This window comes from Pseudomonas sp. S09G 359, assembly GCF_002843605.1.
GTDB lineage: Bacteria > Pseudomonadota > Gammaproteobacteria > Pseudomonadales > Pseudomonadaceae > Aquipseudomonas.
In genome coordinates, this window is record NZ_CP025263.1 from 3414453 (window position 1) to 3436407 (window position 21955).

At 56.7% G+C, this 21955-nt stretch carries 20 protein-coding genes; 13 read left to right on the top strand and 7 right to left on the bottom strand.

All coding sequences use genetic code 11. The features are described from left to right. Nucleotides 1-9 precede the first annotated feature (9 nt). Nucleotides 10-1470 (top strand): xylulokinase, encoded by a 1461-nt coding sequence (xylB, locus tag CXQ82_RS15300; protein ID WP_101270376.1) that lies wholly within the window; start codon nt 10-12, stop codon nt 1468-1470. A gap of 304 nt (nt 1471-1774) precedes the next feature. Here xylB and CXQ82_RS15305 read toward each other — a convergent pair whose 3' ends face one another. Then, a complete protein-coding gene (locus tag CXQ82_RS15305) occupies nt 1775-2215 on the bottom strand; it encodes an Lrp/AsnC family transcriptional regulator (protein ID WP_101270378.1) in 441 nt (146 codons plus the stop codon). 109 nt (nt 2216-2324) lie between these two features. On the opposite strand from CXQ82_RS15305, the gene CXQ82_RS15310 reads away from it, so the two are divergent. Continuing rightward, nucleotides 2325-3230, top strand: a complete 906-nt coding sequence (locus CXQ82_RS15310; protein WP_101270380.1) for a DMT family transporter — start codon at nt 2325-2327, stop codon at nt 3228-3230. Here CXQ82_RS15310 and CXQ82_RS15315 read toward each other — a convergent pair. The 3 genes from CXQ82_RS15315 to fabF form a co-directional block, all read right to left on the bottom strand. After that, nucleotides 3208-5187 carry a U32 family peptidase gene (locus CXQ82_RS15315; RefSeq protein ID WP_101270382.1) on the bottom strand — a complete coding sequence of 660 codons (1980 nt, stop codon included), beginning with the start codon at nt 5185-5187 and terminating at the stop codon, nt 3208-3210. The genes CXQ82_RS15310 and CXQ82_RS15315 overlap by 23 nt on opposite strands. Nucleotides 5188-5257: 70 nt before the next feature. Continuing rightward, entirely contained in the window at nt 5258-5638 is a 381-nt protein-coding gene (locus tag CXQ82_RS15320; RefSeq protein ID WP_101270384.1) for a RidA family protein, read from the bottom strand. 65 nt (nt 5639-5703) lie between these two features. Further along, nucleotides 5704-6972: a beta-ketoacyl-ACP synthase II gene (fabF, locus tag CXQ82_RS15325; RefSeq protein WP_101270386.1), complete on the bottom strand. Its 1269-nt coding sequence runs from the start codon at nt 6970-6972 to the stop codon at nt 5704-5706. A 108-nt stretch (nt 6973-7080) separates the two neighbouring features. Here fabF and CXQ82_RS15330 point away from each other — a divergent pair, with 108 nt between their 5' ends. Both CXQ82_RS15330 and CXQ82_RS31770 read left to right on the top strand, forming a co-directional pair. Beyond that, entirely contained in the window at nt 7081-7569 is a 489-nt protein-coding gene (locus CXQ82_RS15330) for a helix-turn-helix domain-containing protein (RefSeq protein WP_101270388.1), read from the top strand. Between the two features lie 113 nt (nt 7570-7682). After that, entirely contained in the window at nt 7683-9038 is a 1356-nt protein-coding gene (locus CXQ82_RS31770) for a PAS domain-containing methyl-accepting chemotaxis protein (RefSeq protein ID WP_101270390.1), read from the top strand. Nucleotides 9039-9163: 125 nt separating this feature from the next. Here the strand turns inward: CXQ82_RS31770 and CXQ82_RS15340 are convergent, their stop codons facing one another. Together CXQ82_RS15340 and CXQ82_RS15345 are read right to left on the bottom strand one after the other, a co-directional pair. Next, nucleotides 9164-10486, bottom strand: coding sequence for an OprD family porin (locus CXQ82_RS15340; protein ID WP_101270392.1), 1323 nt, complete (start codon nt 10484-10486; stop codon nt 9164-9166). 387 nt (nt 10487-10873) lie between these two features. Continuing rightward, complete coding sequence (locus CXQ82_RS15345) at nt 10874-11743, bottom strand: oxaloacetate decarboxylase (protein ID WP_101270394.1); 870 nt, start codon at nt 11741-11743, stop codon at nt 10874-10876. A 251-nt stretch (nt 11744-11994) separates the two neighbouring features. Between CXQ82_RS15345 and CXQ82_RS15350 the strand changes: the two genes are divergently transcribed. The 6 genes from CXQ82_RS15350 (at nt 11995) to CXQ82_RS15380 (ending at nt 18652) form a co-directional block, all read left to right on the top strand. After that, nucleotides 11995-12612, top strand: a complete 618-nt coding sequence (locus CXQ82_RS15350) for a dTMP kinase (RefSeq protein ID WP_101270396.1) — start codon at nt 11995-11997, stop codon at nt 12610-12612. A gap of 1319 nt (nt 12613-13931) precedes the next feature. Next, nucleotides 13932-15581, top strand: a complete 1650-nt coding sequence (locus CXQ82_RS15355) for a Mu transposase C-terminal domain-containing protein (protein ID WP_101270398.1) — start codon at nt 13932-13934, stop codon at nt 15579-15581. Next, a complete protein-coding gene (locus CXQ82_RS15360; protein ID WP_101270400.1) occupies nt 15578-16489 on the top strand; it encodes a TniB family NTP-binding protein in 912 nt (303 codons plus the stop codon). Before CXQ82_RS15355 ends, CXQ82_RS15360 begins: the two co-directional genes overlap by 4 nt. Nucleotides 16490-16661: 172 nt before the next feature. After that, nucleotides 16662-17162, top strand: coding sequence for a hypothetical protein (locus CXQ82_RS15365; protein ID WP_101270403.1), 501 nt, complete (start codon nt 16662-16664; stop codon nt 17160-17162). Nucleotides 17163-17179: 17 nt separating this feature from the next. Next, nucleotides 17180-18154 (top strand): hypothetical protein, encoded by a 975-nt coding sequence (locus CXQ82_RS31260; RefSeq protein WP_157832163.1) that lies wholly within the window; start codon nt 17180-17182, stop codon nt 18152-18154. 21 nt (nt 18155-18175) lie between these two features. Then, entirely contained in the window at nt 18176-18652 is a 477-nt protein-coding gene (locus CXQ82_RS15380) for a hypothetical protein (RefSeq protein WP_101270411.1), read from the top strand. A 123-nt stretch (nt 18653-18775) separates the two neighbouring features. On the opposite strand, the gene CXQ82_RS15385 is transcribed toward CXQ82_RS15380, so the two are convergent. Further along, on the bottom strand, nt 18776-19243 hold the full coding sequence (locus tag CXQ82_RS15385) for a helix-turn-helix domain-containing protein (RefSeq protein ID WP_101270413.1): 468 nt from the start codon (nt 19241-19243) through the stop codon (nt 18776-18778). 404 nt (nt 19244-19647) lie between these two features. Between CXQ82_RS15385 and CXQ82_RS15390 the strand changes: the two genes are divergently transcribed. From CXQ82_RS15390 to CXQ82_RS15405, 3 genes are all read left to right on the top strand, one after another. Next, entirely contained in the window at nt 19648-20013 is a 366-nt protein-coding gene (locus CXQ82_RS15390; RefSeq protein WP_101270416.1) for a hypothetical protein, read from the top strand. Between the two features lie 583 nt (nt 20014-20596). Then, nucleotides 20597-21331 (top strand): metallophosphoesterase, encoded by a 735-nt coding sequence (locus CXQ82_RS15400; protein ID WP_101270420.1) that lies wholly within the window; start codon nt 20597-20599, stop codon nt 21329-21331. Continuing rightward, complete coding sequence (locus CXQ82_RS15405; protein WP_101270422.1) at nt 21331-21672, top strand: hypothetical protein; 342 nt, start codon at nt 21331-21333, stop codon at nt 21670-21672. The genes CXQ82_RS15400 and CXQ82_RS15405 overlap by 1 nt, the downstream gene beginning before the upstream one ends. Nucleotides 21673-21955: the final 283 nt, after the last annotated feature.

Genomic DNA, 21955 nt, shown 5'->3' on the forward strand with positions numbered 1-21955 from the left:
GACCCGCGTATGAGCAATCCTGTATCCCTCGGCATCGACCTCGGCACCTCGGAACTCAAGGCCATCCTGATGGATGCAGACGGCCAAATATTGGCCCATGCCGGTGTGCGCTTGAGCGTATCCCGGCGCCACAGCGGCTGGTCGGAGCAGGCGCCGCAGGACTGGTGGCAAGCCTGCCTGCAGGCACTCGACCAGTTGCGCGGCCACGCGGCCTATGCCCGTGTGGCGTGTATCGGCCTGTCGGGGCAGATGCACGGCGCGGTGGTGCTGGGTGACGACGACCAGGTGTTGTACCCGGCGATCCTGTGGGACGACTCGCGCGCCATGGCCGAGGCGCAAACCCTCGGGGTCGGCTTTGCCGAGGTCACCGGCAGCTTGCCGATGGCCGGGCTGACCGCGCCGAAACTGCTGTGGTTGCAACGCCACGAGCCCGAGGTGTTCGCGGCGATTGACTGTGTACTGTCACCCAAGGACTACCTGCGCTTACGCCTGAGTGGTGAGCGCATCAGCGAGATGTCCGACGCGGCCGGCACGTTGTGGCTGGATGTGGCGCAGCGCGAATGGTTCAGCCCTATGCTGCACGCCACCGGGCTTGCGCCCGGGCAAATGCCGCGCCTGGTGGAGGGCGGCGCGGCAAGCGCGATGCTGAGTGCAAGCATTGCGGCGCGCCTGGGCTTGTCGCCTGGGGTGGTGATTGCCGGCGGCGGCGGCGATAACCCGGTGGCGGCGGTGGGCATCGGCGCGATCAACGCCGGAGACGGTTTTATTACCCTGGGCACCAGCGCGGCGATTGTCGCGATCACCGACCACGCAGCCGGCAACCCGACCAGCGCGGTGCACAGCTTCTGCCACGCGCTGCCCAATCGCTGGTACACCATGGGCGCCATGCTGGCCGGCGCCAGTTGCCTGCGTTGGGTCACCCGGCTGACCGGCATGCCGGACGAACAAACATTGTTGGATCACGTCCAGGCGCAGTGGCCGATCAGTCAGCCAGTACCGTTGGATGCGCCGTTGTTCCTGCCGTACCTCGCCGGCGAACGCACGCCGCACAACGACCCGTTGCTGCGCGGCGGCTTTATGGGCCTGGGCCATGATTGCACCCCGGCCATGCTCGGTTACGCAGTGATGGAAGGCGTGGGTTTCGGCCTGCTCGACGCGTTGCGCGCGGTGCAATCCACCGGTGCGGATGTCAGTTCATGTGCCCTGGTGGGCGGCGGCGCGCGCAGTGAATATTGGGCGCAGTTGCTGGCGAATATCCTGCAACGGGAAATCTTCACCTTGCAGGGCAGCGAGTTGAGCGCGTGTATAGGCGCGGCAAAGCTGGGGTTCATGGCGATAAGCGTGGATTCGGCGGCAGGCCTGCCAGTGAAGGCGCGGTACCTGCCAGATGGGCTACAACAGCCGATGCTGGAAGCGCGGTATGGCAAGTTCCAGGGACTGCTGTGCGCCGCGAAAGCACTGCACGGCTAATATAGCCGACACGCCTTGACTGGGGCCGCTTCGCGTCCCAACGCGGGCAAGCCCGCTCGCCACATAAGCCGTGCTGGGCCTTCAGCAGGTGCTGGAAGTGCGGTATCGCGCGTTCCAGGGACTGCTGTGCGCCCGACGCACCTTTCGTGGCGAGCGGGCTTGCCCGCGTTGGGCTGCGAAGCGGCCCCAAGCCAGGCGCCTCAACCTACCTGGCACACCGCAGCGCCTTGACTGGGGCCGCTTCGCGTCCCAACGCGGGCAAGCCCGCTCGCCACATAAGCCGTGCTGGGCCTTCAATAAGGCTCTAGCCGGCCAGAGGCGGCAGGCGCCGTTTTACCGGGGTTTTCTTGACAATCGCGGTGTTGGTTTCGGCATAGACGTTGATCCGGTCGAGCAGGGTATCCAGCTGATCCATGGTGCGCACGTGCAGACGGGCGATAAAGCAGTCTTCGCCGGTGACCTTGTCGCATTCGGTGAACTCGGGGATCGCCTGGATCTGGCGCTCCACCTCCTGCAATTTGCCCGGCAAGGGGCGGATGCGCACGATGGCCTGCAGCAGGTAGCCGAAGTGGCTGGGGTCGATATCAACGGTGTAGTGGGTGAGTACACCACGCTCTTCGAGGCGGCGCAGGCGCTCACCCACACTCGGCGAAGACAACCCGGTGATAGCCGCCAGGGCCTTGAGCGATAATCGCGAGTCATCCATCAAGGCGCTAATCAGTTGCTGGTCGATAGTGTCAATCATGCTGGCTGCCTAATTAATAAAGGTCATTTGGCCTGCTGGCCTATTTTAGGCGCTGGAGCCGCTGCCCATCAGATTGCCATACTTGAGCCTCACTTGAGGAGCATGAAACATGGACACATCCATCCGTCGCGGGTCGTGGGAAATGGTTGCCGCGATGCTGATCTCGGGCACCATCGGCTGGTTTGTGCTGGTGTCGGGCGTATCGGTGATCGAAGTGGTGTTCTGGCGCTGTGTGATCGGTGCGCTGACGCTGCTGCTGGTGTGCGCGCTGCTCGGTTACCTGCGGCTGGACCTGCTCAGTTGGGCTAAGCTCGGGCTGGCGATGCTCAGCGGCGTGGCCATCGTGGGCAACTGGCTGCTGCTGTTTGAGTCCTATTCGCGGGCTTCGATTGCCATCAGTACGGCGGTGTACAACGTGCAGCCGTTCATGCTGGTGATGCTGGCCGCGTTGTTTCTCGGCGAGAAAATCACCCTACAGAAGCTCGCGTGGTTGAGCGTGGCGTTCCTGGGGATGCTGGCGATTGTCACCGCTCATGGCGACCAGTCGGCCAGCAGTGGGGATTACCTGGCAGGGATTGCGTTGGCGTTGGGTGCGGCATTTTTGTATGCGATTGCCGCGCTGATCATCAAGCGCTTGAAGGACGTGCCGCCGCACTTGATGGCGTTGATCCAGGTGACAACCGGCGCAGTGCTGCTCGCGCCACTGGTGCCCTGGAACAGCCTGCCGGTGTCAGCCAATGCCTGGGCGGCACTGGTGACGCTTGGGGTGGTACACACCGGTTTGATGTACGTCTTGCTGTATGGCGCAATACAGAAACTGCCAACGGCGATTACCGGGGCACTGTCGTTTATCTACCCGATTGCGGCGATTTTTGTCGACTGGATTGCGTTCGGGCATCGCCTGGGTTGGCTGCAATGGCTGGGTGTGGCGGCCATCCTGCTGGCGGCAGCGGGGTTGCAGCGGGGCTGGTGGTGGCCCCGCTCCCCAAGGGCTAGTGCGTACCCTGAAAGATGATGTTTTCCGGGTTGAAATGCTCCACGGTACTGCCCGGCTGCGGCAGGCCAAGGATATGCCCCTTGATCTTGCCCACCACATGCATCTCGCAGGGCTTGCAGTCGAACTTCAAGGTCAGCACTTCATCGCCATGGATCAGTTGCATCGGCGCCACCTTGGTTTTGACCCCCGTCACACCCTTGGCCTGTTTTGGGCACAGGTTGAACGAGAAGCGCAGGCAATGCTTGGTGATCATCACCGGCACTTCGCCGGTTTCTTCATGGGCTTCGAAGGCTGCGTCGATCAGCTTGACGCCGTGGCGGTGGTAGAAGTCGCGGGCCTTTTGGTTGTACACGTTGGCCAGGAACGACAGGTGCGCGTCCGGGTACACCGGCGGCGGTGAGGTTTCGGCCTTGCGCCCACCACGTGGGTGCTGGGCCACGCGGGCGGCGGTCAGGGCTTCGATCACTTCGCGGCGCAAGGCCTTGAGCTGCGAGTTGGGGATAAAAAACGCCTGCGGCGCGTCCAGTTCGATGTTTGTCGCGTGGTATTCGGTAGTACCCAATTGGCCGAGCAGGTCGCGCAGGGTGTCCAGCGCCTGTTCCGGCTTGTTGGCCACGCCGAACGGGCCGGGCAGGGTAACGCTGGCGCTGATGCCTTCTTCGCTGGTCGCAGTGACTTCCAACTGTTCTTCACGCAGACGGGCAACCCAGGTCAGCCCGATACGGCGCTCGGAGGACGTTTTGAGCAGCGCCTGTTGCCAGTTATGGTCGAGGTTGCGGTTCAGCGGATGGTTCGGGCGCAGCTGGTGCAGGCCGGCGGGCATTTCATTCGGCTCGACGCGGTAGCGGTAACGCTTCTGGCCGTCTTCCTCGAACTCGCCCTTGGCTTCGGCGATGTTGGCGCGGAAACCCACCACTTCGCGCTTGATCAGCACATTCAGGCCATCGCCGTTGGACAGCGGCTCATGGGTGATGACTTGCAGGTCGCGCTTGCCGGCTTTTTCCACCACACCTACCGGCAGGCCGGTGAATGTCGGCGTGTCGAAGGCGCCGATGTCGATCTTACGGTCAGTGACGAAATAATCGGTGCTGCCACGGTGAAAGGTTTTTTCCGGGTCGGGCAGGAAGAAATGCGCGGTGCGCCCGCTCGAGGCGCGCGCCAGGTCCGGGCGGTCTTCGAGCACGTCGTCGAGGCGCTGGCGGTAATAGGCGGTGATGTTTTTCACATAGCCCATGTCCTTGTAGCGGCCCTCGATCTTGAACGAACGCACGCCGGCTTCGACCAGGGCGCGGATGTTGGCGCTCTGGTTGTTGTCTTTCATCGACAGCAGGTGCTTTTCAAAGGCCACGACGCGGCCCTGGTCATCCTTCAAGGTGTACGGCAGACGGCAGGCCTGGGAGCAATCGCCACGGTTGGCGCTGCGGCCGTTCTGCGCGTGGGAGATATTGCACTGCCCGGAGAACGCCACGCACAGGGCGCCGTGGATGAAGAACTCGATGGCAGCATCGGTCTCGTCGGCAATCGCGCGGATCTCTTGCAGGTTCAGCTCACGGGCCAGCACCAGCTGTGAGAAACCGGCCTGGTCGAGGAACTTGGCGCGGGCCAGGGTGCGGATATCGGTCTGAGTGCTGGCGTGCAGCTCGATCGGCGGGATATCCAACTCCATCACGCCCAGGTCTTGCACGATCAACGCGTCGACACCTGCGTCGTAGAGCTGATGGATCAGCTTGCGCGCAGGTTCCAGTTCGTTGTCATGCAAGATGGTGTTGATGGTGGTGAACACCCGCGCGTGGTAACGGCGCGCGAATTCGACCAGTTGAGCAATGTCGCTCACGTCGTTGCACGCGTTATGGCGCGCGCCGAAACTTGGGCCGCCGATGTAGATGGCATCGGCGCCATGCAGGATCGCCTCGCGCGCGATGGCCACATCGCGGGCAGGGCTGAGCAATTCCAGGTGGTGCTTGGGCAAGGACATAGTTTTTTTAGTCAGGCTTGTCACGGTTGAGGCGCGCATTGTAGCTGTGAAATGCCTGACCGGCATCACTTCAGGCTTGGGCGGCCATTGCGGTGACTTCCACGCGCATGCCTTCTACCGCCAGCGCAGCCACGCCAAGTGCAGCGCGCACGGGCCAGGGCTTGGCAAAGAAGCGTTTGTAGACCTCGTTGAAGGCGGCGCGGTCGGCCATGTCGGTCAGATAAATGGTCAGGTGCATGACCCGGTCCATGGAGCTGCCGGCCTTTTCCAGGGCGACTTTCAGTGCTTGCAGGGTACATTCGCTTTGCGCGGTGATATCGCCCAGTTCCAGGCTGCCGTCGGCGCGGGTCGGGATCTGGGTGGAGACGAGGATGCCGTTGAAACCGATCACGTCGGAGGAAATCGAATCGGCATCCGGGTCGGGGGTGTAGTGCAGGTCGTGGTTGGCCATGGGCGCCTCTGGTTGGCAATAACAGAAAGGCGCCCATGGTCCCCGAAAATTACCCCAGGGGCAAACTACTGCCAGCGGCGGAAGAGCACGCTGGCATTCACGCCGCCAAAGCCGAAGCCGTTGGACAGCGCGTATTCAATCGCCATGGGCCGCGCCGTGCCGCGCAGCAGGTCGAGACCCTCGGCGAGGGCGTCCGGGTGTTCCAGGTTGAGCGTCACCGGCGCGATCTGATCGCGCAGGGCAAGCACGGTGAAGATCGCCTCGATGCCACCCGCTGCGCCGAGCAAGTGGCCGGTGGCGGACTTGGTCGAACTGATCGCCGGGCTGCCACTGGCGCCGAACACGGTTTTGATGGCGGCCAATTCACCTTTGTCACCCACCGGAGTCGAGGTGGCATGGGCATTCAGGTACTGCACCTGTGAGGCCTCGATACCAGCCTGACGTAACGCTTGCTGCATCGCCCGGCGCGCACCGTCGCCGTCTTCCGGGCCGGCCGTCATGTGGTAGGCGTCGGCACTGGTGCCATAGCCCACCAGCTCGGCAATCGGTTGTGCACCGCGAGCCAAGGCGTGTTCGAGTTCTTCGATGACCAGGATACCGGCGCCTTCGCCCATGACAAAACCATCGCGGGCCTGGTCGAACGGCCGCGAGGCGCGTTCGGGGCTGTCGTTGAAGTCGCTGGACAAGGCGCGCGCCGCCGCAAACCCGGCCAGGCTGACCCGGTGAATCGCCGCTTCGGCACCGCCGCACACCGCCACATCGACCTCGCCGGCACGGATCATCCGCGCGGCATCGCCAATCGCCTGCACGCCTGCCGCACACGCGGTCACCGGCGCGCCCAGCGGGCCTTTCAAACCGTAGTTGATCGACACATGCCCGGCGGCCATGTTGCTCAGGAATGACGGGATGGTGAACGGCGACAGGCGTCGCGGGCCTTTGCTGTCGGTGGTGCGCACCGCGTCGGCAATGGCCGGGAAACCGCCGACGCCGGAGGCGATGATGGTGGCGGTGCGCTCCTGCTCTTCGAGGGTTTTTGGCGCCCAGCCGGCTTGTTTCAAGGCTTCATCCGCTGCAGCCAGGGCGAACAGGATAAACCGGTCCATTTTGCGCTGCTCCTTGGCGGCCAGCAGCAGGTCCGGGTCAAAGCCAGCCTGTGGGTCTTGCAGCGCGCTTTGCACTTGGCCGCCGACGCTCACGGCCAAGTCGCCGATCAGGTCTTCCGGCAGGCGGCGGATGCCCGACTGCCCGTTCAACAAGCGCTGCCAGGTAGATGCCACGTTGGCGCCCAAGGGCGTCAGCGCGCCCATGCCTGTTACCACGATACGTTTACTCATGATCAATCGACTCCGCTTGCGTTGAGGGATACAGACTCAGTGGACGTCACTATCATCATGAAAGTAACATGGCACCCCACAACTTTGCACCGGCGTATAGGAACCTTCATGCAACGCAAGTCCCTCATCAGCGACGAATGCCCCATCGCCCGCAGCCTTGAGCGGGTAGGGGAGTGGTGGAGCATCCTGATCATGCGCGACGCGCTGCACGGTTTGCGCCGCTTCGACGAGTTCTCGCGCAGCCTGGGGATTGCGCCGAACATGCTCACACGCCGCCTCACGGCGTTGGTGGAGGCGGGGATGCTCGAGCGCAGGGCCTACAGCGAACGCCCGCCGCGCCATGAATACGTACCCACGGCCAAGGGCGAGGATTTCCGCATGGTCCTGATGGCATTGGTGGCGTGGGGCAATCGGCATTACGCCGAGGAGGGCGCCAGTGTCGAGGTGGTGGAGCGTGACACCGGCCGCGCGCTGCAACCGGTGATGGCAAACGCCGAAGGGCAAGTCGTGCCGTGGGATGCGTGCCTGATACAGGCGGGCCCGGCGGCCAGCGAGGGCATGCGCGAACGCTTCGCGTCGCACGATTTGAAGCCCTGAATGATCGACTAATTGACGCCAGAAAATAATCATTTTTAACGCGTAAAGTCGCGTATTCAACAGCCGATAGCGATAAGAGATACAGGGTTCTCCGCAAGGCTGAGGGTACGTCCATGTTCAATAAGACACTCAAGACAGAATTGACGGCCAGGACGGCCGAAGTCACCGAGTACAAAGGACTGATAGCCGCACTGGAGCGCTCGATGGCCGTGGTCGAATTCGACCTGAACGGCAAGGTGCTGCGTGCCAACGACAACTTCCTGAACACCCTGGGATACCGCAGCGAACAGCTGGCGGGTAAAACCCACCGTGACTTTTGCTTGCCCGCGTTGACCAACAGCCCGGCCTACAGCCAGTTCTGGAGCGAGCTCAAAGCCGGCAAATTTGTCTCGGGCACCTTCAAGCGCGTGGACGCCAACGGCAAGACCATTTGGCTTGAAGCCAGCTACAACCCCGTGCTCGATGAACGTGGCCAGGTGTTGAAAGTGGTCAAGTACGCGCTGGACGTCACCGAGAAGGTCGAACAAGAGGCTGCCACTCGCAGCAAGCTGGTCGCACTGGACCGAGCAATGGCGGTGATCGAATTCGACTTGCGTGGCCAGGTGCTGGATGCCAACCCGAACTTCTTGAACGTGATGGGCTATTCACTGGCGGAGATCAAAGGCAAACATCACCAGGTGTTCTGCGAACCGGTGTTGGTCAACAGCAACGAATACGCCGACTTCTGGCGCCGCCTGAATAACGGTGAATTCTTCACCGGGCAATTCAAGCGCCTGGGCAAACATGGCCGTGTGGTGTGGCTGGAAGCCAGCTACAACCCGGTGTACGACGGCGACGGCAAGTTGATCAAGATCGTCAAGTTTGCCAGCGATATCACCGAGCGCGTCGAGAAGTTCGAAGAGGACTCCCGCGGCGCTTCGCGGGCCTATCACATATCATCCGAAACCGAGCGCTTCGCCGAGCATGGCACCCAGGTTATCCAGGAGACTGCCAGCGAGATGCGCCGCATTGCCGACAACATTGGCGCTTCCGCACGGCTGGTCGGGCAACTGGGCGACCGTTCCGAGCAGATCACTGCCATCGTCAATACCATTCGCGGGATCGCCGACCAGACCAACCTGCTGGCACTCAACGCCGCTATCGAAGCCGCGCGGGCGGGCGATCAAGGCCGTGGTTTTGCGGTGGTGGCCGATGAAGTGCGGCAATTGGCCGGGCGTACCAGCCGTTCCACCACGGAAATCGCCGAGATGATCGGCTTGATCCTGTCGGAAACCCGCGACGCGGTGACCAGCATGAATGCCACCCAGGAAGGCGCGCAACGTGGCGTGAACCTGGCCGACCAGGCCGGGTCGGTGATCCTGCAGATTCGCACCAGTACCAGCGATGCAGTGCAGGCGGTGAGCATGTTTGCGTCGAAGCTGGATGAATCGGAAGTGATCCCTAAAGCCGCCATAGGCTGGGTTGGGTAACCCTTGTAGACACTGCACCTGTGGCGAGGGAGCTTGCTCCCGTAGGACTGCGTAGCAGTCCCCTCTTTTGGGGCCGCTGCGCGACCCAACGGGAGCAAGCTCCCTCGCCACAGGGGGGGGGCGGTTTATAGCAGGGTGAACGGGTAGTCGACGATCAGCCGCAGCTCGTTCAAGTCACCGTCACGCTGGTCGGCATTCGACGCCACGATGGCATCGCGCACGCGCAGCGAGAGGTTCTTTGCCGGGCCGCTCTGGATCACGTACTTGGCCTCCACATCGGTTTCATGGTGGGCGCCATCGGCACCGTAGTCGCCGCTGTAGGCGCTGTGGTCCGGGGTGTGCGTGCCATTGATGTCCGACCCGTTGATGTAGCGGGTCATAAAGCTCAGCCCCGGCACGCCATAGCTGGCCAGGTTGAGGTCATAGCGAATGCCCCAGGACTGTTCGCCCGGGCCGTTGAAGTCGCCCCACTGCACCGAGTTGGCCAGTAACACCGAGTCGCCGCCTTCGCCCGCGCCGTTATTGCCGGTGCCGATGTAGTCAAAGGGCGTGTCGCCGTGCACTTTCTGGAACGACAGCGTCAGCGTATGGGCCTGCAGGAACGAGTACGCCGCCGCCACCGAATACGTGGTGTTGTTGATCGCACCGGCCTTGGCGCTGCCGGTGTCGAGGGTGCGGTACAGGTTGCCGTCCAGGGCCAGCGATTGGTCATGCCCCAGTGGGATCACGTAGTTGAGGTTGGTGTAGTACTGGCGCCAGATGTCTTCCAGTTCGCCGGCGTACAGCGTCGCACTCAGGGACGGCGTGAAGGTGTATTTGCCGCCGACAAAACTTGCGCTGTTGGCTGGGATATTCGCGTAGGTGGCGTAGATATCGTGGTCATGGTTACTGGTCATGCCACTGTTGGTGCTGGTGAAGTGCCCGGCTTCCAGGTCCAGGCCGGCGATTTCGCTGCTGGTCAGGTCAAAGCCGGTGGCAGTCTGCGGCAACAGGCGGGTGCCGCCGGTGGCGAAGACGGGCGCGGTGGGCTGCATGTCACCGAATTTCAGCTGAGTCTTGGAGACCTTGATTTTTACCGCCGCGCCGACGGAGCCGTAGGCATCCTCCGGGTCGCCGTGCCGGTCGGTCGGCAGGTTACCGGTGCCGGCATCCGCATGGGTGGCGTCGAGTTTCAGCCCGCCGTAGGCGTAGGCATCCACGCCGAAGCCGATGGTGCCCTGGGTGAAGCCCGAGGCGTAGTTGAGCATCGCGCCTTGGGTCCAGTCGATGTTATCGGCCCGGCCACCTTCGCGGTTGCGGTTCATGTAGTAGTTGCGCAACAACCCGGTGACGCTGCTGCCCTCGATAAAACCCTTGGAGTCGGCTTGGTCTGTAACGGCGTCGGCAAACGCGATTTGGCTGATACTGGCGCACACCGCCAGCGCTAACAGGCTGCACTGTTTGATCATGTTGTTACTTCCCCGGAATAATTAACGCGCACAGAAATACCGCACATATTGGATGCTGCATAAAGTTGTATGGCAGGGTTTTTCAGGTGAGGCGTTACACGTTTTTATTGTGTTCGACATGTTTGCCGAGGCTGATTCTAAGCACAGTTCACGCGGCCTGCAGCCAGGCAGAGGATGAAACTCGATTAATTAAACTTCACACTGTTTAATCGGCGAGGGGTGTAACGTTGGGTCTGTCTTAGCCGCTCTGCTTCGACAAAATCCTTTGGTTGCCGCCGCAGACTCTGCGGCGGATTTTTTCGTTGGCGGGGTTTTTAGTTCGCGGGTTAGTTTAACTAACAAGGAGGAGGGCAGCCGGGTTGATTGCCCTCGGGTATTGCCAAGGTATTACTCTTTTACGTCCATGAACTCTTCAGCCCAAGCGACATAGCTTTCCGGCAACGTATAGGTATGCGTCAGTTCGGTGGCGCTGAGGTTCGACGTGCTGTGGGTCAATTGGCGCTGGGCGCGCAGGCTATCGTAGGTGGCCTTGATCGCGGCAAAGTAAGCGCCGTGGCCAGCAACGACCACACGCACGCCCAGGCTGGCCAGGCGCTGGCTATCATTGAGTTTGGGGTTGCCGTAGGTCACCAGCATCAGCGGTACGCTGAGGTTTTCGGCGATCTTTTCCAGGTGTTCGAAGTCGCTGACACCGACCATGCAAATCCCGTCGGCACCGGCTTTTTGATAGGCCAGGGTGCGCTCGATCACCGCTTCGGTGGGCAGCACGCCGGCGTTGGTGCGCGCGATGATCGACAGCTCAGGGTCGACACGGGCCTCTAGGGCCGCCCGCACTTTGCCGATGCCTTCGCCGATAGAAATCAGATCAGTGGATTTGCGCCCGAATTGCGCGGGCAGCAGGGTGTCTTCAATGGTCAGTGCCGCAACACCGGCGCGCTCAAGCTCTTCCACAGTGCGCATCACGTTGAGGGCATTGCCGTAGCCGTGGTCGGCGTCGGCAATAAACGGCAACTGGGCGACACGCCCAATGCGGGTGGCCTGCTCAACGAACTCACTCAGCGTGATCAATGCAAAGTCAGGTGCAGCCAGTACCTGCAACGAGGCAACGGAGCCCCCCAGGATGCCAACCTCAAACCCCAGGTCGGCGGCAATACGCGCCGACATCGGGTCAAATACGGAAGCGGTTTCAACGCATGCGGGTGTTGCAAGCAATTCACGGAAATTACGGCGCAGCGCTGAGTGAGATTTTTTCGGCATGTTCTTTCCTGGCTCTGGTCATCGTCATGTGACGATCTATGTCTATTCGTGGTCGAGCGAGATTACCACGCAGGCGGGCCGGGGATTATGACGTTTGAGAATGGGGTATGCGTTTATCACATACTCGTGCACTTTATTTGTGCAGCCGCTCTAAGCCGCCGTGTCGAGCCATACCGGCAAGCCTGGAATTCAGGCGGGTCAATCAACAATCAGGTTAGAGTACTCATCACTCTCTGCTCATGATGCGAACAATGACTCGCACGCTGTTTGTTTCTCTGGATGGGCCCAAAGGCGTCGGCAAAACCACACTGTTGGAGGCCGTTACGAAAGTACTGAGGGCCGACGATAAAAAGGTCATCCGACTGAGCGAGAGCAAACGCGATCCCTATAGAGAGCAAACAATGGCTCTGGTTAATCAGTTCGTGAGAAATTCCATCCGCGAATTGGAGTTGCGGGTGTGTGAGCGCTTTGCTGATAGCCGCGCCTGGATCTCCCAACACGTGCTGCCGGAACAGCCACCCGGCAGCATTATCTTGATCGATCGCTGGTACCCATCTGATGCAGCGTTTCGGCGGGCAATCCCGTTTGCAGAGATTCTGCAGATGAACCTGGATCGAAACGTGCGAGTGCCAGACCTGCATGTTGGCGTGGTGACTGCGCCGGATATTTCGTGGATGAGGGCCGCGGCACGACGTCGTGGGCTGAGCAGTACAGTGATCCATGCAGTGGAGCAGCATGTGGCGTGTACTGAAGCGTTCGAGCGAGCGGCTGCCGATCAGGGTTGGTTTTTATGCCGCAATGAGGGAACGCTTGAGGACGCAACAGTGCAGGTGGTTTGTGACGGTCACCAGTTAATAGGATTTCCGTAGGAGATTGATTCTATTGACTAAAATCAGTCTCGGCAGTCCTTGGCTGGAAAACAGATTTCTCGATTCCAATTAAGTGCTGCAATTACAGCTGTTTTCCACTCAAAGACTGCACGTAACGGGCGCAAGCATAGGCAGTTGTACGATAACTCGCGACCCGGCTGTGTACCGTGCAACGTTCATCTACCACTCGCGCTTTCCAGAAGGGCGAATGCGTTCAAAGGTGCCTGCTTCTCACAAGTGCACAAGCCTCATACCGTCTTAATGACAGCGATCGCCCAGAGGCTGGGGCAACCGGAGCAAACTGCATCACACCGTATCACCACGACTACCCGGCTTCTACCATATGGGATCTGCTCCCATGAGGCGTGAACCTGTAAAGAAGCATGTGCGCATTATTAGGCCCGGCTATGGCAACCTCCTTCCTTCGTTATCGTATAGCACTCAACGCGATCGCGTTTCTGGGCGCCTACCTGCATCGAGAAGCCTTAACAGGCGAGCGTTGGGGAAGCGCTGTCAGTATTTATGAGCGCGTCGATCGACAGGTGTCATAAGCTTAGAATCGAGGATATGGTCTCGCAGCAGGGACTGCGAATTCTACTCGGGCGCATCAGAGGCGCGACGTGACAGAACAAAAAACATCGAACTTCGTTTGTGGCTATAACTAAAATCACTAGGCTTTAAACTTCGATTAACGCACTTATTGTAGAATTCAATTTGTGATTAAACAATTTCCTGTCTCGCAACTGACTGTTTTGACTTGCAAAATAAATCGCAAGAAAGGTTAGATTAATTGCGCTCTTTTCCTATCAATTAATCAGTTAATCATGCTGTCAGTTTGTTGGCGGTTTAGGGTGTGAAAAAAATTGTTGTGGCCATCGGGACGCTGAGCTACCTTCAGTCATTAGTAACTGACGCCAGATATTAACAGCACCTCCAGAACTCGCTCACCCATTAACGCCAACCATGCACGATGATGCCAAATGATCATGAATAGAATTTTCCGCAGCTGTTGTTTCAGTGGAGTGTTTCTGATAAGGAGAGCCGCGCCTAGATCCTACAAAGCCGACTCACCATTTTGGTGAAGTTAACTATTACTGTTACCAGTACGCATGTAGGGATCGATACCATACCCAGTGGTATTTGCTATTGCTTCGACATAATAGGTGGCGAGAAAGGTGAGCAAAGAAATTCGCACGGCCGTATCAATCCATACCTCCAAGCCGATTCGAGTTAAGGTGTCACCCCTGAGGATCCCAGCACCCTGGAAACCCGCAAACGTTACCGTTACTCAATCCGCAGTACCGTATGAAGCTCTAGATGTGAGTGATGCAGAGTTGCGTCTTGCCCGGAAGCGAGATGCCATTTTCAAGCAAGTTAGGGATGGCATGATAGGTCAAGCTAAAGCGATGGAGCTATTGGAAGTAAAAAAAAGTCAATTCTACAATCTGTATAAATCCTTCTCAGAATCTAATAGCTATCTTGACTTGGCGAGAAAGAAGAGGGGAACGAAGCCGGGCAGCCATAAGCTAACGCCCGGGCAGCTAAGTGCTCTTGAACTTTCGTTTCAGGAGAAATACAACGGGCCGAGTGCATCATCAGCTAAAGTCTGGAAGTACGCTCAAGGGCTAGTTCCTGAAGATGAGTTGCCGCCCAGTAAGTATCAGTGTAGGAAATTTGTAGCTGCAAAGCCCGAAAAAGTTAAATACTACAAAAAATATGGAAAGGAGGCTGGTGATAATAAGTATATAGCTAAACCTAAGAAAAAGATCATGGAACGTGTGCTTCAGCAAGTGCAGATGGATCACACTATGGTCGACATCATGTTGGTCGACGAATTTGATCGTGATGTATTGGTAGGCCGTCCTTGGTTGACGATAATAATGTGCGCCCTTACCAGGGTGATACTTGGTCTGCATCTGAGCCTCCGCCCCCCTAGTTTAAGAACAGTTGCAAGTGCGTTGGCTTTTGCAGTTCTGGATAAATGTACTTTTTTAGAGTCCTGGGGGCTTGACTCCAGAGTTTACCCATATTACGGGATACCCTTCCTAATTTACACAGACAATGCTGCTGAGTTCACTAGCCCTAGGTTCATTGCAATGTGCAAAAGATGGGGGATGGATTGGGATCATCGCCCAATCGGCAAGAAGTGGTACGGTGGCTTGATCGAACGCGTTATAGGCACATTTATGAACGAAATACATTTTCTGCCAGGAAATACAGGCAGCAATGTGATTCAGCGGGCGGGGTTAACCCCAGAACTTGATGCTAAGTATGATATTGCGCAATGCGCTAAATACCTGTTTGATCAAGCGATTATTTACCACGGGACGCATCATGAAGGTCTGGGGAGTACTCCGCGTCAGGCGTGGAATTCTTACGATTCGCAGGGGGCTCTAGACCATGAAAGAGTGATCCTGCAAGATCAGAGGGAACGCTTCGAAATTGAGTTTTTGGCTCCATCTTATAATCATACAATTCAGATATATGGAATAAATTTTTCAGGCAGAAGATATCACAGTCCCGAACTAGATCCTTACATCGGCGCAAGAAATGTTGAGATACGGTATCAGTCCGGCGACCTGAGCTCGATATGGGTATTGGTTCCTGGAAGATTTCTACATGTTCCGTGCACCTACACTAAAAACCGCCTCTCCAACAACTGGGAGTCTTATTGCAGCCATAAGGCTTTGTCTAGTGCCAGGCATGTCGGCCACCGCGCGCCAGCGGGGCTCATTGATGATGAGCATGCTCTGGAAGCCCAGAGGCGACAGCGCGAACTAGCAATTGAAGTGGAGACTCAGCCTAACAAAAAGCCGAGACCACCTAAAGATATCACGGCGCAGACAGAGCGGCTACCCACCCCCCCGGCGATCCAGCCAGTAATTGGCGCGCCGCGTATCATCCAAAGCAGTCGGGGCGTTCCGGAGATTATGCAACCTACGCTAATAATTGACAGGTTCAAAAAATGACTATGGACGCATCTTCAGATTACGATCACGTTTTGCTAGAGCATCGCTATAAGCTTGATCTCTCTGCAACTCAACGTATCGAAATTTGCAGGCATGACTTTTGGATCGATACTCCAAAGTTTGCTTTGATGTTCGAATGTATAGGCCATATGTTGTATACAAGGAACCAGATTCAAGCATCTTGCATATTTATACACGGAGAAGGGGGGGACGGAAAAACGGCCGCGTGGCATCGCCTGAAGTTTCTAAGCGCGAACTCCGATAAAAAAATGGTCTTTGTTGAGCTGTCCGAAAATACGAGTCGCCATAAACTCCTTGATCGGATCTGTGAGGCCTTTGGCATTGAGGTCGGTGGCCGCAACACAGCCAGGAAGGAAGACTTAATACTAAATTACATAAGGGTTAACAACGTATGTGCCATCGTCCTTGATGAGCTGAATGATGCCCTTCTACAGCCATATGCTCAAAAACGTACGCTTCTTTCGCTGATGCGTAATCTGTCGGGTACTCTGAAATTGTGTGTAATCGCCTTTGGCAATACGGAGGCACGCGACATCGTTATGCTGGATCGAATCATCGACCGTCGTTTTGTGCAGTTTGTTGTCAAAGATTGGGAGATGGGGCAGGATTTTGTTAATTTCATAGCAACCTATGAGGCTCATCTCCCGCTTAAGCTCAAATCCGACCTCGCATCCCCGGAGCTTAGAACGTTAATCCATACCGAGTCGTTAGGGATCATGGATAACGTCGTCAAGATCATGAAATGTCTAGCCATGGATGCTATTGACTCAGGAGCAGAGCGCATCGCGCCGGAGCAGTTCCCTCGTTTGCGTGATATTGCGATGCGGTTCGGATTTAACTTGCATATTCCCAAGGTAGATCGCAATGCAGATAAATCGAAGAAGTAGTTTGACCCCATGCCAGCAAGATATCCATGATGCGATATCAGCTCAGCTGGCCTTGGCTCAGCCGACCATAATTATAATTAACGCTGAGCCAGGATCAGGCCTTTCGACATTAATGGAATGTCTTGGGGAAGATATGGGGTCAGCATGTCTTAAATTCGTATCAAGACCAGCGATGAGTGACCTCAACTTGCTTGAGACGTTTTACCATCACTTGGGGCTGGGCGGTGAGGGTATCTCACACCGGGCACCGATTCCAGCCTTTATATATCCTCTCATTGAACTGCAGTCGATTATGAGACTGCTTGTTGAGGATATCGATGATTTTGCTGTGACTATTCCAATGAGAAAAATGACTATAGGGCACCTTAGTAAAATTGCCTCGGCACTGCCGGGCATGAGCTTTATCATTTCTCAGACATTGTCTAGATGGGATCACGATCGCAGTATCCAGCATAGTGATATTAAGGGGGTTCAGGGGCGTGACGAATATCATTTGCGTAGCTTCGCAGACCTTGGTCAGTATATTGCTCACTTTAAGAGCTTCGCCGCCTCAATTGGATTAAACAATGTTTCTAGCTCAGCATTAGGGGAGCTCTATAAAAGAACAGGAGGTAATCTGGCTTCCACCATGTTGCATCTCTGCCATCCTCTTTACATGCGCCAATGGAAATAAGGACGCAGGCATTTCATATGAGTGTACCAGTCCAGAACGAGCTGTTTTCATCTTGGTTGTACCGCCAAGGAGCCGTTTCCATCTACAGTGATTTATCCATCCACCAGCTTTTGGGGATGTATCAACGCTGCATGCAAAACGATGATTTTGATCCCGACTTTAATTTTTCCAGCGAGTTCAGCAGGTGCGCTCTGAAGCAGTTGGGCCTGGTAGATTCTGACGTTTCGTTCTTCGCCCCGAAAAGCACTTGGCTGATACCACGCTATTATCGTGGAGCCTTTTGCTATGAGTGCTTTTGTGATCATATTCGATCATTCAAGCTTCCTACAATGCTTACTGAGTGGTGCTCAGTCACACAAACTGTTTGCCCTGTGCACCTTGTTTCATTGGTCGACACGCCAGGAAAACACAATTATAAACTTAATATGGCGGTGAGGCTTTTTTCTGACTACCATTCACAGTCAAGTTTTTTGGCATTCCCCCATCCTAATCTGACCCCGCAAGTGATAGATGCATTACTGTCGATACAGTCCTTTATTTCCAGCGTTGAGGCTAGAGCCTTAGATAGTGGATTTGACTCTGAGTGGCGGTTGATTCGGACGATAATACAAATATTTCTTTATCCTCGACATGGCATAATTGCCTCTCTGTTTCCCAAGAAGTCCGTTGGGGCTGAGGTTCAACTCTTTCGATACAATCTGCATTTGGGCCCCTTAACAAACCCGGTTACCCGCAGGCAGTTGGCGATACTGCTGACGGGCTTGGTTTTGGATGTTTTGGAGGACAGTCAACGCTCAGAAGCTGAGCAGTACCTCAAGTTTTTTGACCAACGTTATTATTTTTTTAATAGCACCGCCGGGCTAGGTCGATCCGCTAACGTCTTTATTCCTGAGCATGGGAGATCACTTTTTGCCCAACTGGCTGAGCTTTCAACCAAAATCCGCAGCCCTTATCTAGCAGAATTTGTTGCTGGGTTTGGTGGCAGGCACTGATAGTTATCATTTGGAGGAAATATGCTGTTCCAGTTCGTGACTCAAGTACGCTTCTCTTTGCCGCTTGCGGTCAGCGAAAATGGTGCTGTTTTTGGTGCACAAGCAAATCTAGGGATGTTCGTTTCATTCCCTTCGAGGCGAATACTCGCGTGGTTTCACGCGGCTGAGCGGCTCAGGAGCAAGGAGGGCGCACTACGGCTCATGCTTCCCGGCCCGGTGCCCTCATTCGTCACCAAACTTGTGTGGATCAATGCACATGGTCTCACCGAAACGCACCGAACCGCTGATTTGATCGACGCATTTATGGAGCTCTTCTTTGACTACCCCGTTTCCGTCTATGGAAGCCAGGCACTAGTACGGCATATCCCCAGGCCTGTCTTTGACTTGCTCATCAACGATACTGTGTCTCGTTACAACCGATATTTTATGGTAGCGGCTGGGAGCAATAGTGCAGGCGTCCTTGACAAGTTGGATTCGGCCCCACGGCTATTCAGTTGATTGTGTCTTTCATAGCATTTGTCACGTGCCAGAAGTCTTGTACTTTTAGATAGTGCCATTACCGACATCCCTTCTTGGAGGGATCACCTAGCGCAGGGCTAGTGATCCGTCAACCCGAAATAATCATTCTGGCTCACGCCAGTAACGACTGACCGTCATCTTGTTCACATCCAGATTCTGAGACGCCTGCGCCTGGGTTAAGCCCTGGGCTTTGCACTCCTGAATAGCGGTCTTCAAATCTCGATCAATCACTCGGCCGGCTGGCCTGCTGCGTAGCCCATTGTCATCCAACTCTGCCCGCGCTGCCGCGAGTGTGCCGGCGGCATCCAGTTCGCGCATCTGGTCTGCGAATCTCTCCACGAGCGCATCAACAGTTATGCCTTCCTGGATCAGCGTGGCTGCGCCGACTAGCAATAGGGGAGACGCCCCGTAGGCTTCCGACAAGTCCTGCAGCTTGTCCAATGTGGGGCTCGACTTGCCGTGCTCAAGCTGACTCAGGTACTGACGATTGCTCCCCTCGGGGATTGACTCTTGGGTCAACCCTTTGTGAGCTCGCAGCGCGCGAAGGATCGCGGCTAAAGGTACCTTCATCGACACAGGCATTCCTCAAAACCGAGGATGTAGCCATGTTGTGCCGTAACACTCTACCGTATATAGTAGTCGTACAGTTACGGCGTTGGCGCGTGGCTCGACCTGCCTCGACATGGGTACAGGCAGGCGTGTGAGGGCAGCAGCTCAGGGCGACATCTCTCTACCAGATATCAATTTAGCCCTAAACCGTCGATTGTGATTTTTATCCTCTACCCCTGGGCGAGCTGCAGAGCCTAGGTCAGCCGAGGTGACGTCGGATGTTGGTAATCAGCTGCAGAGGCGGCCTCGGAACCGGATGAAGGGCTCAAAGCGCGAAGTCGATAGCGGTGGTCTCCGGAATCGGTGTGCAGCGAACAGAACAGCGTGATGTGCCGAGAGGCCTGGATTTAAGCGAGGAACCACCTGTGAGCCACACAGCATTGCCAGACCCTTCGGCTTTCATGGTCAAAACCTTCGGGTCGACGATAAGAGACCTCAGCTTCAACAGGCTACCAACGGTGATTCAAAAGGCGAAAGCGGCGATACCAGATGACGACGTGGTGGGTTTTTTTTTATGCGCGCTGTATCGACCTCCGCGGATGACCGGGTTGATCTTCTGTAACCGCATAAGCCTCCTGCCTCCGGGTCTGCCAGCTCATACGCCGCCAGTTGTAAGGCGGTTTCACCGCAACGGTTACCTGGTGGTGGAGGCGGACACGGGCGGATTGTTTGTGGTGGCCCACCATTACTTCGAAAACGGTGCTATCAGGCCTTTTTTCGAAGTGCATTGAACACAGGTCATCAACACAGGACATCACGCTGGGACAGATCGAGTGAATTGCTATGCCTGCAGACTATAAATCCTTGAACAGCTTGCAGACCGCCGCGGAGGTCAAGCCGACCTCGATTCCCGCGAGTGTCGAGCGTGCTATAGCCGTGCAGTTTGAATTTTCGGCCACCGCTTACATGTGCTGCGCGAGCGTGGATCACGAAATCAACTGCTTGGTAGGTGTGGTTTACCAGGAACAACGCGGGCGTTTTCGAGATGGAGCGACCGTTCGGACGTCCTCGCTACGTCGAAGGTTCGAGAGCCACGGATACCACGTCTTCGAAACAAGCAATGGCAGCTCATACGTTGTTTGCGAGTGGGCGCCGGACGGAATGAGCCCACGATTTTCTGGCGTACGCCACTAGGCATTTGGGACACGAATCCCGCAAGTAAAGACGTTACAGGCCACATGAACGATCAAACGTATTCGGAAACAGCAAAGCTCATAACGGTGCCGGCGAGGTGGTCAAACAGGTGTGCGAATACTCACACCGAGCAATCTCTAAACCACCTTGAAACACAGCAAATTCATAAGTGACCGAGCGATGAAGCTACGAATTTACTCAGACCTGCATAACGAATTTCACCGCTTTGATCCGCCGGCGCTCGATCCCGACGTCGACTTGGTCATTCTTGCGGGTGACATCGACAAGAAGGCCCGTGGCGTGAAGTGGGCAAATGAAACGTTCAGTTGCCCAACCGTGTACATCAGCGGCAACCACGAATTTTATGACGGCCACTTCGATCGAACTCTTCAAAAAATGCGAGACGCCGCTGAGCCCCATGTCCATCTGCTCGAGAACCAAAGCATCATCATCAACGGCACTCGCATCTTGGGCACCGCAGCGTGGACGGACTTTTCCGCAACGGGCGACCAGGTGGCTGCGAGCAGGATGGCTTGGGAGTGGATGAACGACTTCAACTACATCCGGGCTGATGCGGGATACCGACGCCTGAGACCCGATGACCTCGTCACTCGCAACCATGCCGCCAAGGCCTGGCTGGCCCAGCAGCTTGCCCAGCCTTTTGAAGGCAAAACGATCGTCGTCACTCACCACGCCCCATCACCTGTAGTTGTGGGAACGAAGCATGACGGGCATCTGAATGCGGCTTACACCAACGACTGGCCCAGACTCATCGAGAAGGCGGATTTGTGGGTCTTTGGCCATACGCACCAAGCTGTGGACGTCGAGCTGGCAGGCTGCAGAGTGGTCTCCAATCCCCGGGGTTATCCCAACGAGCAGACTGGCTTTGACCCGTTTTTTGAGATTTCGATTTGATGACCAATTTTTCCCATAAGCGTGTCGCGGAGAAGGAAGCCGTCGAGCGTCAGAGCCAGGAGATTCCTAGTGCCGTCATCCGAGCTCAAGCCATGGATTGGGGTGTGACCGTTGATGCTTATCTATACGATGCGGCAAGGGTAGGGCAGCGATATGCAGCGATCGTGTATGGGGATAAAGCCGGGGCTAGTCTCGACGGCATGACCGTTGCCACCCCACCGCTGGAACTTGTGAAAGCCCGGTCGGGATATAAGCTGATGCGTACTCCAGGCGGGGATCAGCACTTTCTGATCGTGAGTGAGCTGGGCGCCGAGGGACATGCTAATGACATCCAGCATTGAGGTTCCTACCGAACTTGTTCAAGCTGCATCGCTGAGCTTCAAATTTAGGATCAGTGGATTTCTATGGCGCGCGTTCCCTCACGGGGCGTGCCTGGCTGGTGAGATTCACGGGGATTCGAGTGAGCGCTTTCTGGAGGGTGGTCTGATACAGACCTCAGCCATCATGCAACTGACTAGGGAGCATGGGTATTTGCTTGCCCATACGTTCACGGGCAGCTGCTATGTGCTCGTCCAGCCGGCCGGCGCCGTGGAACAGTATTTTGGACACCTCTATACGCACGAG

Bases quoted from the DNA above. Each gene is read 5' to 3' on its own strand.
- xylB (WP_101270376.1), top strand. From the start codon at position 10: ATGAGCAATCCTGTATCCCTCGGCATCGACCTCGGCACCTCGGAACTC.
- CXQ82_RS15305 (WP_101270378.1), bottom strand. From the start codon at position 2,215: ATGATTGACACTATCGACCAGCAACTGATTAGCGCCTTGATGGATGAC.
- CXQ82_RS15310 (WP_101270380.1), top strand. From the start codon at position 2,325: ATGGACACATCCATCCGTCGCGGGTCGTGGGAAATGGTTGCCGCGATG.
- CXQ82_RS15315 (WP_101270382.1), bottom strand. From the start codon at position 5,187: ATGTCCTTGCCCAAGCACCACCTGGAATTGCTCAGCCCTGCCCGCGAT.
- CXQ82_RS15320 (WP_101270384.1), bottom strand. From the start codon at position 5,638: ATGGCCAACCACGACCTGCACTACACCCCCGACCCGGATGCCGATTCG.
- fabF (WP_101270386.1), bottom strand. From the start codon at position 6,972: ATGAGTAAACGTATCGTGGTAACAGGCATGGGCGCGCTGACGCCCTTG.
- CXQ82_RS15330 (WP_101270388.1), top strand. From the start codon at position 7,081: ATGCAACGCAAGTCCCTCATCAGCGACGAATGCCCCATCGCCCGCAGC.
- CXQ82_RS31770 (WP_101270390.1), top strand. From the start codon at position 7,683: ATGTTCAATAAGACACTCAAGACAGAATTGACGGCCAGGACGGCCGAA.
- CXQ82_RS15340 (WP_101270392.1), bottom strand. From the start codon at position 10,486: ATGATCAAACAGTGCAGCCTGTTAGCGCTGGCGGTGTGCGCCAGTATC.
- CXQ82_RS15345 (WP_101270394.1), bottom strand. From the start codon at position 11,743: ATGCCGAAAAAATCTCACTCAGCGCTGCGCCGTAATTTCCGTGAATTG.
- CXQ82_RS15350 (WP_101270396.1), top strand. From the start codon at position 11,995: ATGACTCGCACGCTGTTTGTTTCTCTGGATGGGCCCAAAGGCGTCGGC.
- CXQ82_RS15360 (WP_101270400.1), top strand. From the start codon at position 15,578: ATGACTATGGACGCATCTTCAGATTACGATCACGTTTTGCTAGAGCAT.
- CXQ82_RS15365 (WP_101270403.1), top strand. From the start codon at position 16,662: ATGAGTGACCTCAACTTGCTTGAGACGTTTTACCATCACTTGGGGCTG.
- CXQ82_RS31260 (WP_157832163.1), top strand. From the start codon at position 17,180: ATGAGTGTACCAGTCCAGAACGAGCTGTTTTCATCTTGGTTGTACCGC.
- CXQ82_RS15380 (WP_101270411.1), top strand. From the start codon at position 18,176: ATGCTGTTCCAGTTCGTGACTCAAGTACGCTTCTCTTTGCCGCTTGCG.
- CXQ82_RS15385 (WP_101270413.1), bottom strand. From the start codon at position 19,243: ATGAAGGTACCTTTAGCCGCGATCCTTCGCGCGCTGCGAGCTCACAAA.
- CXQ82_RS15400 (WP_101270420.1), top strand. From the start codon at position 20,597: ATGAAGCTACGAATTTACTCAGACCTGCATAACGAATTTCACCGCTTT.
- CXQ82_RS15405 (WP_101270422.1), top strand. From the start codon at position 21,331: ATGACCAATTTTTCCCATAAGCGTGTCGCGGAGAAGGAAGCCGTCGAG.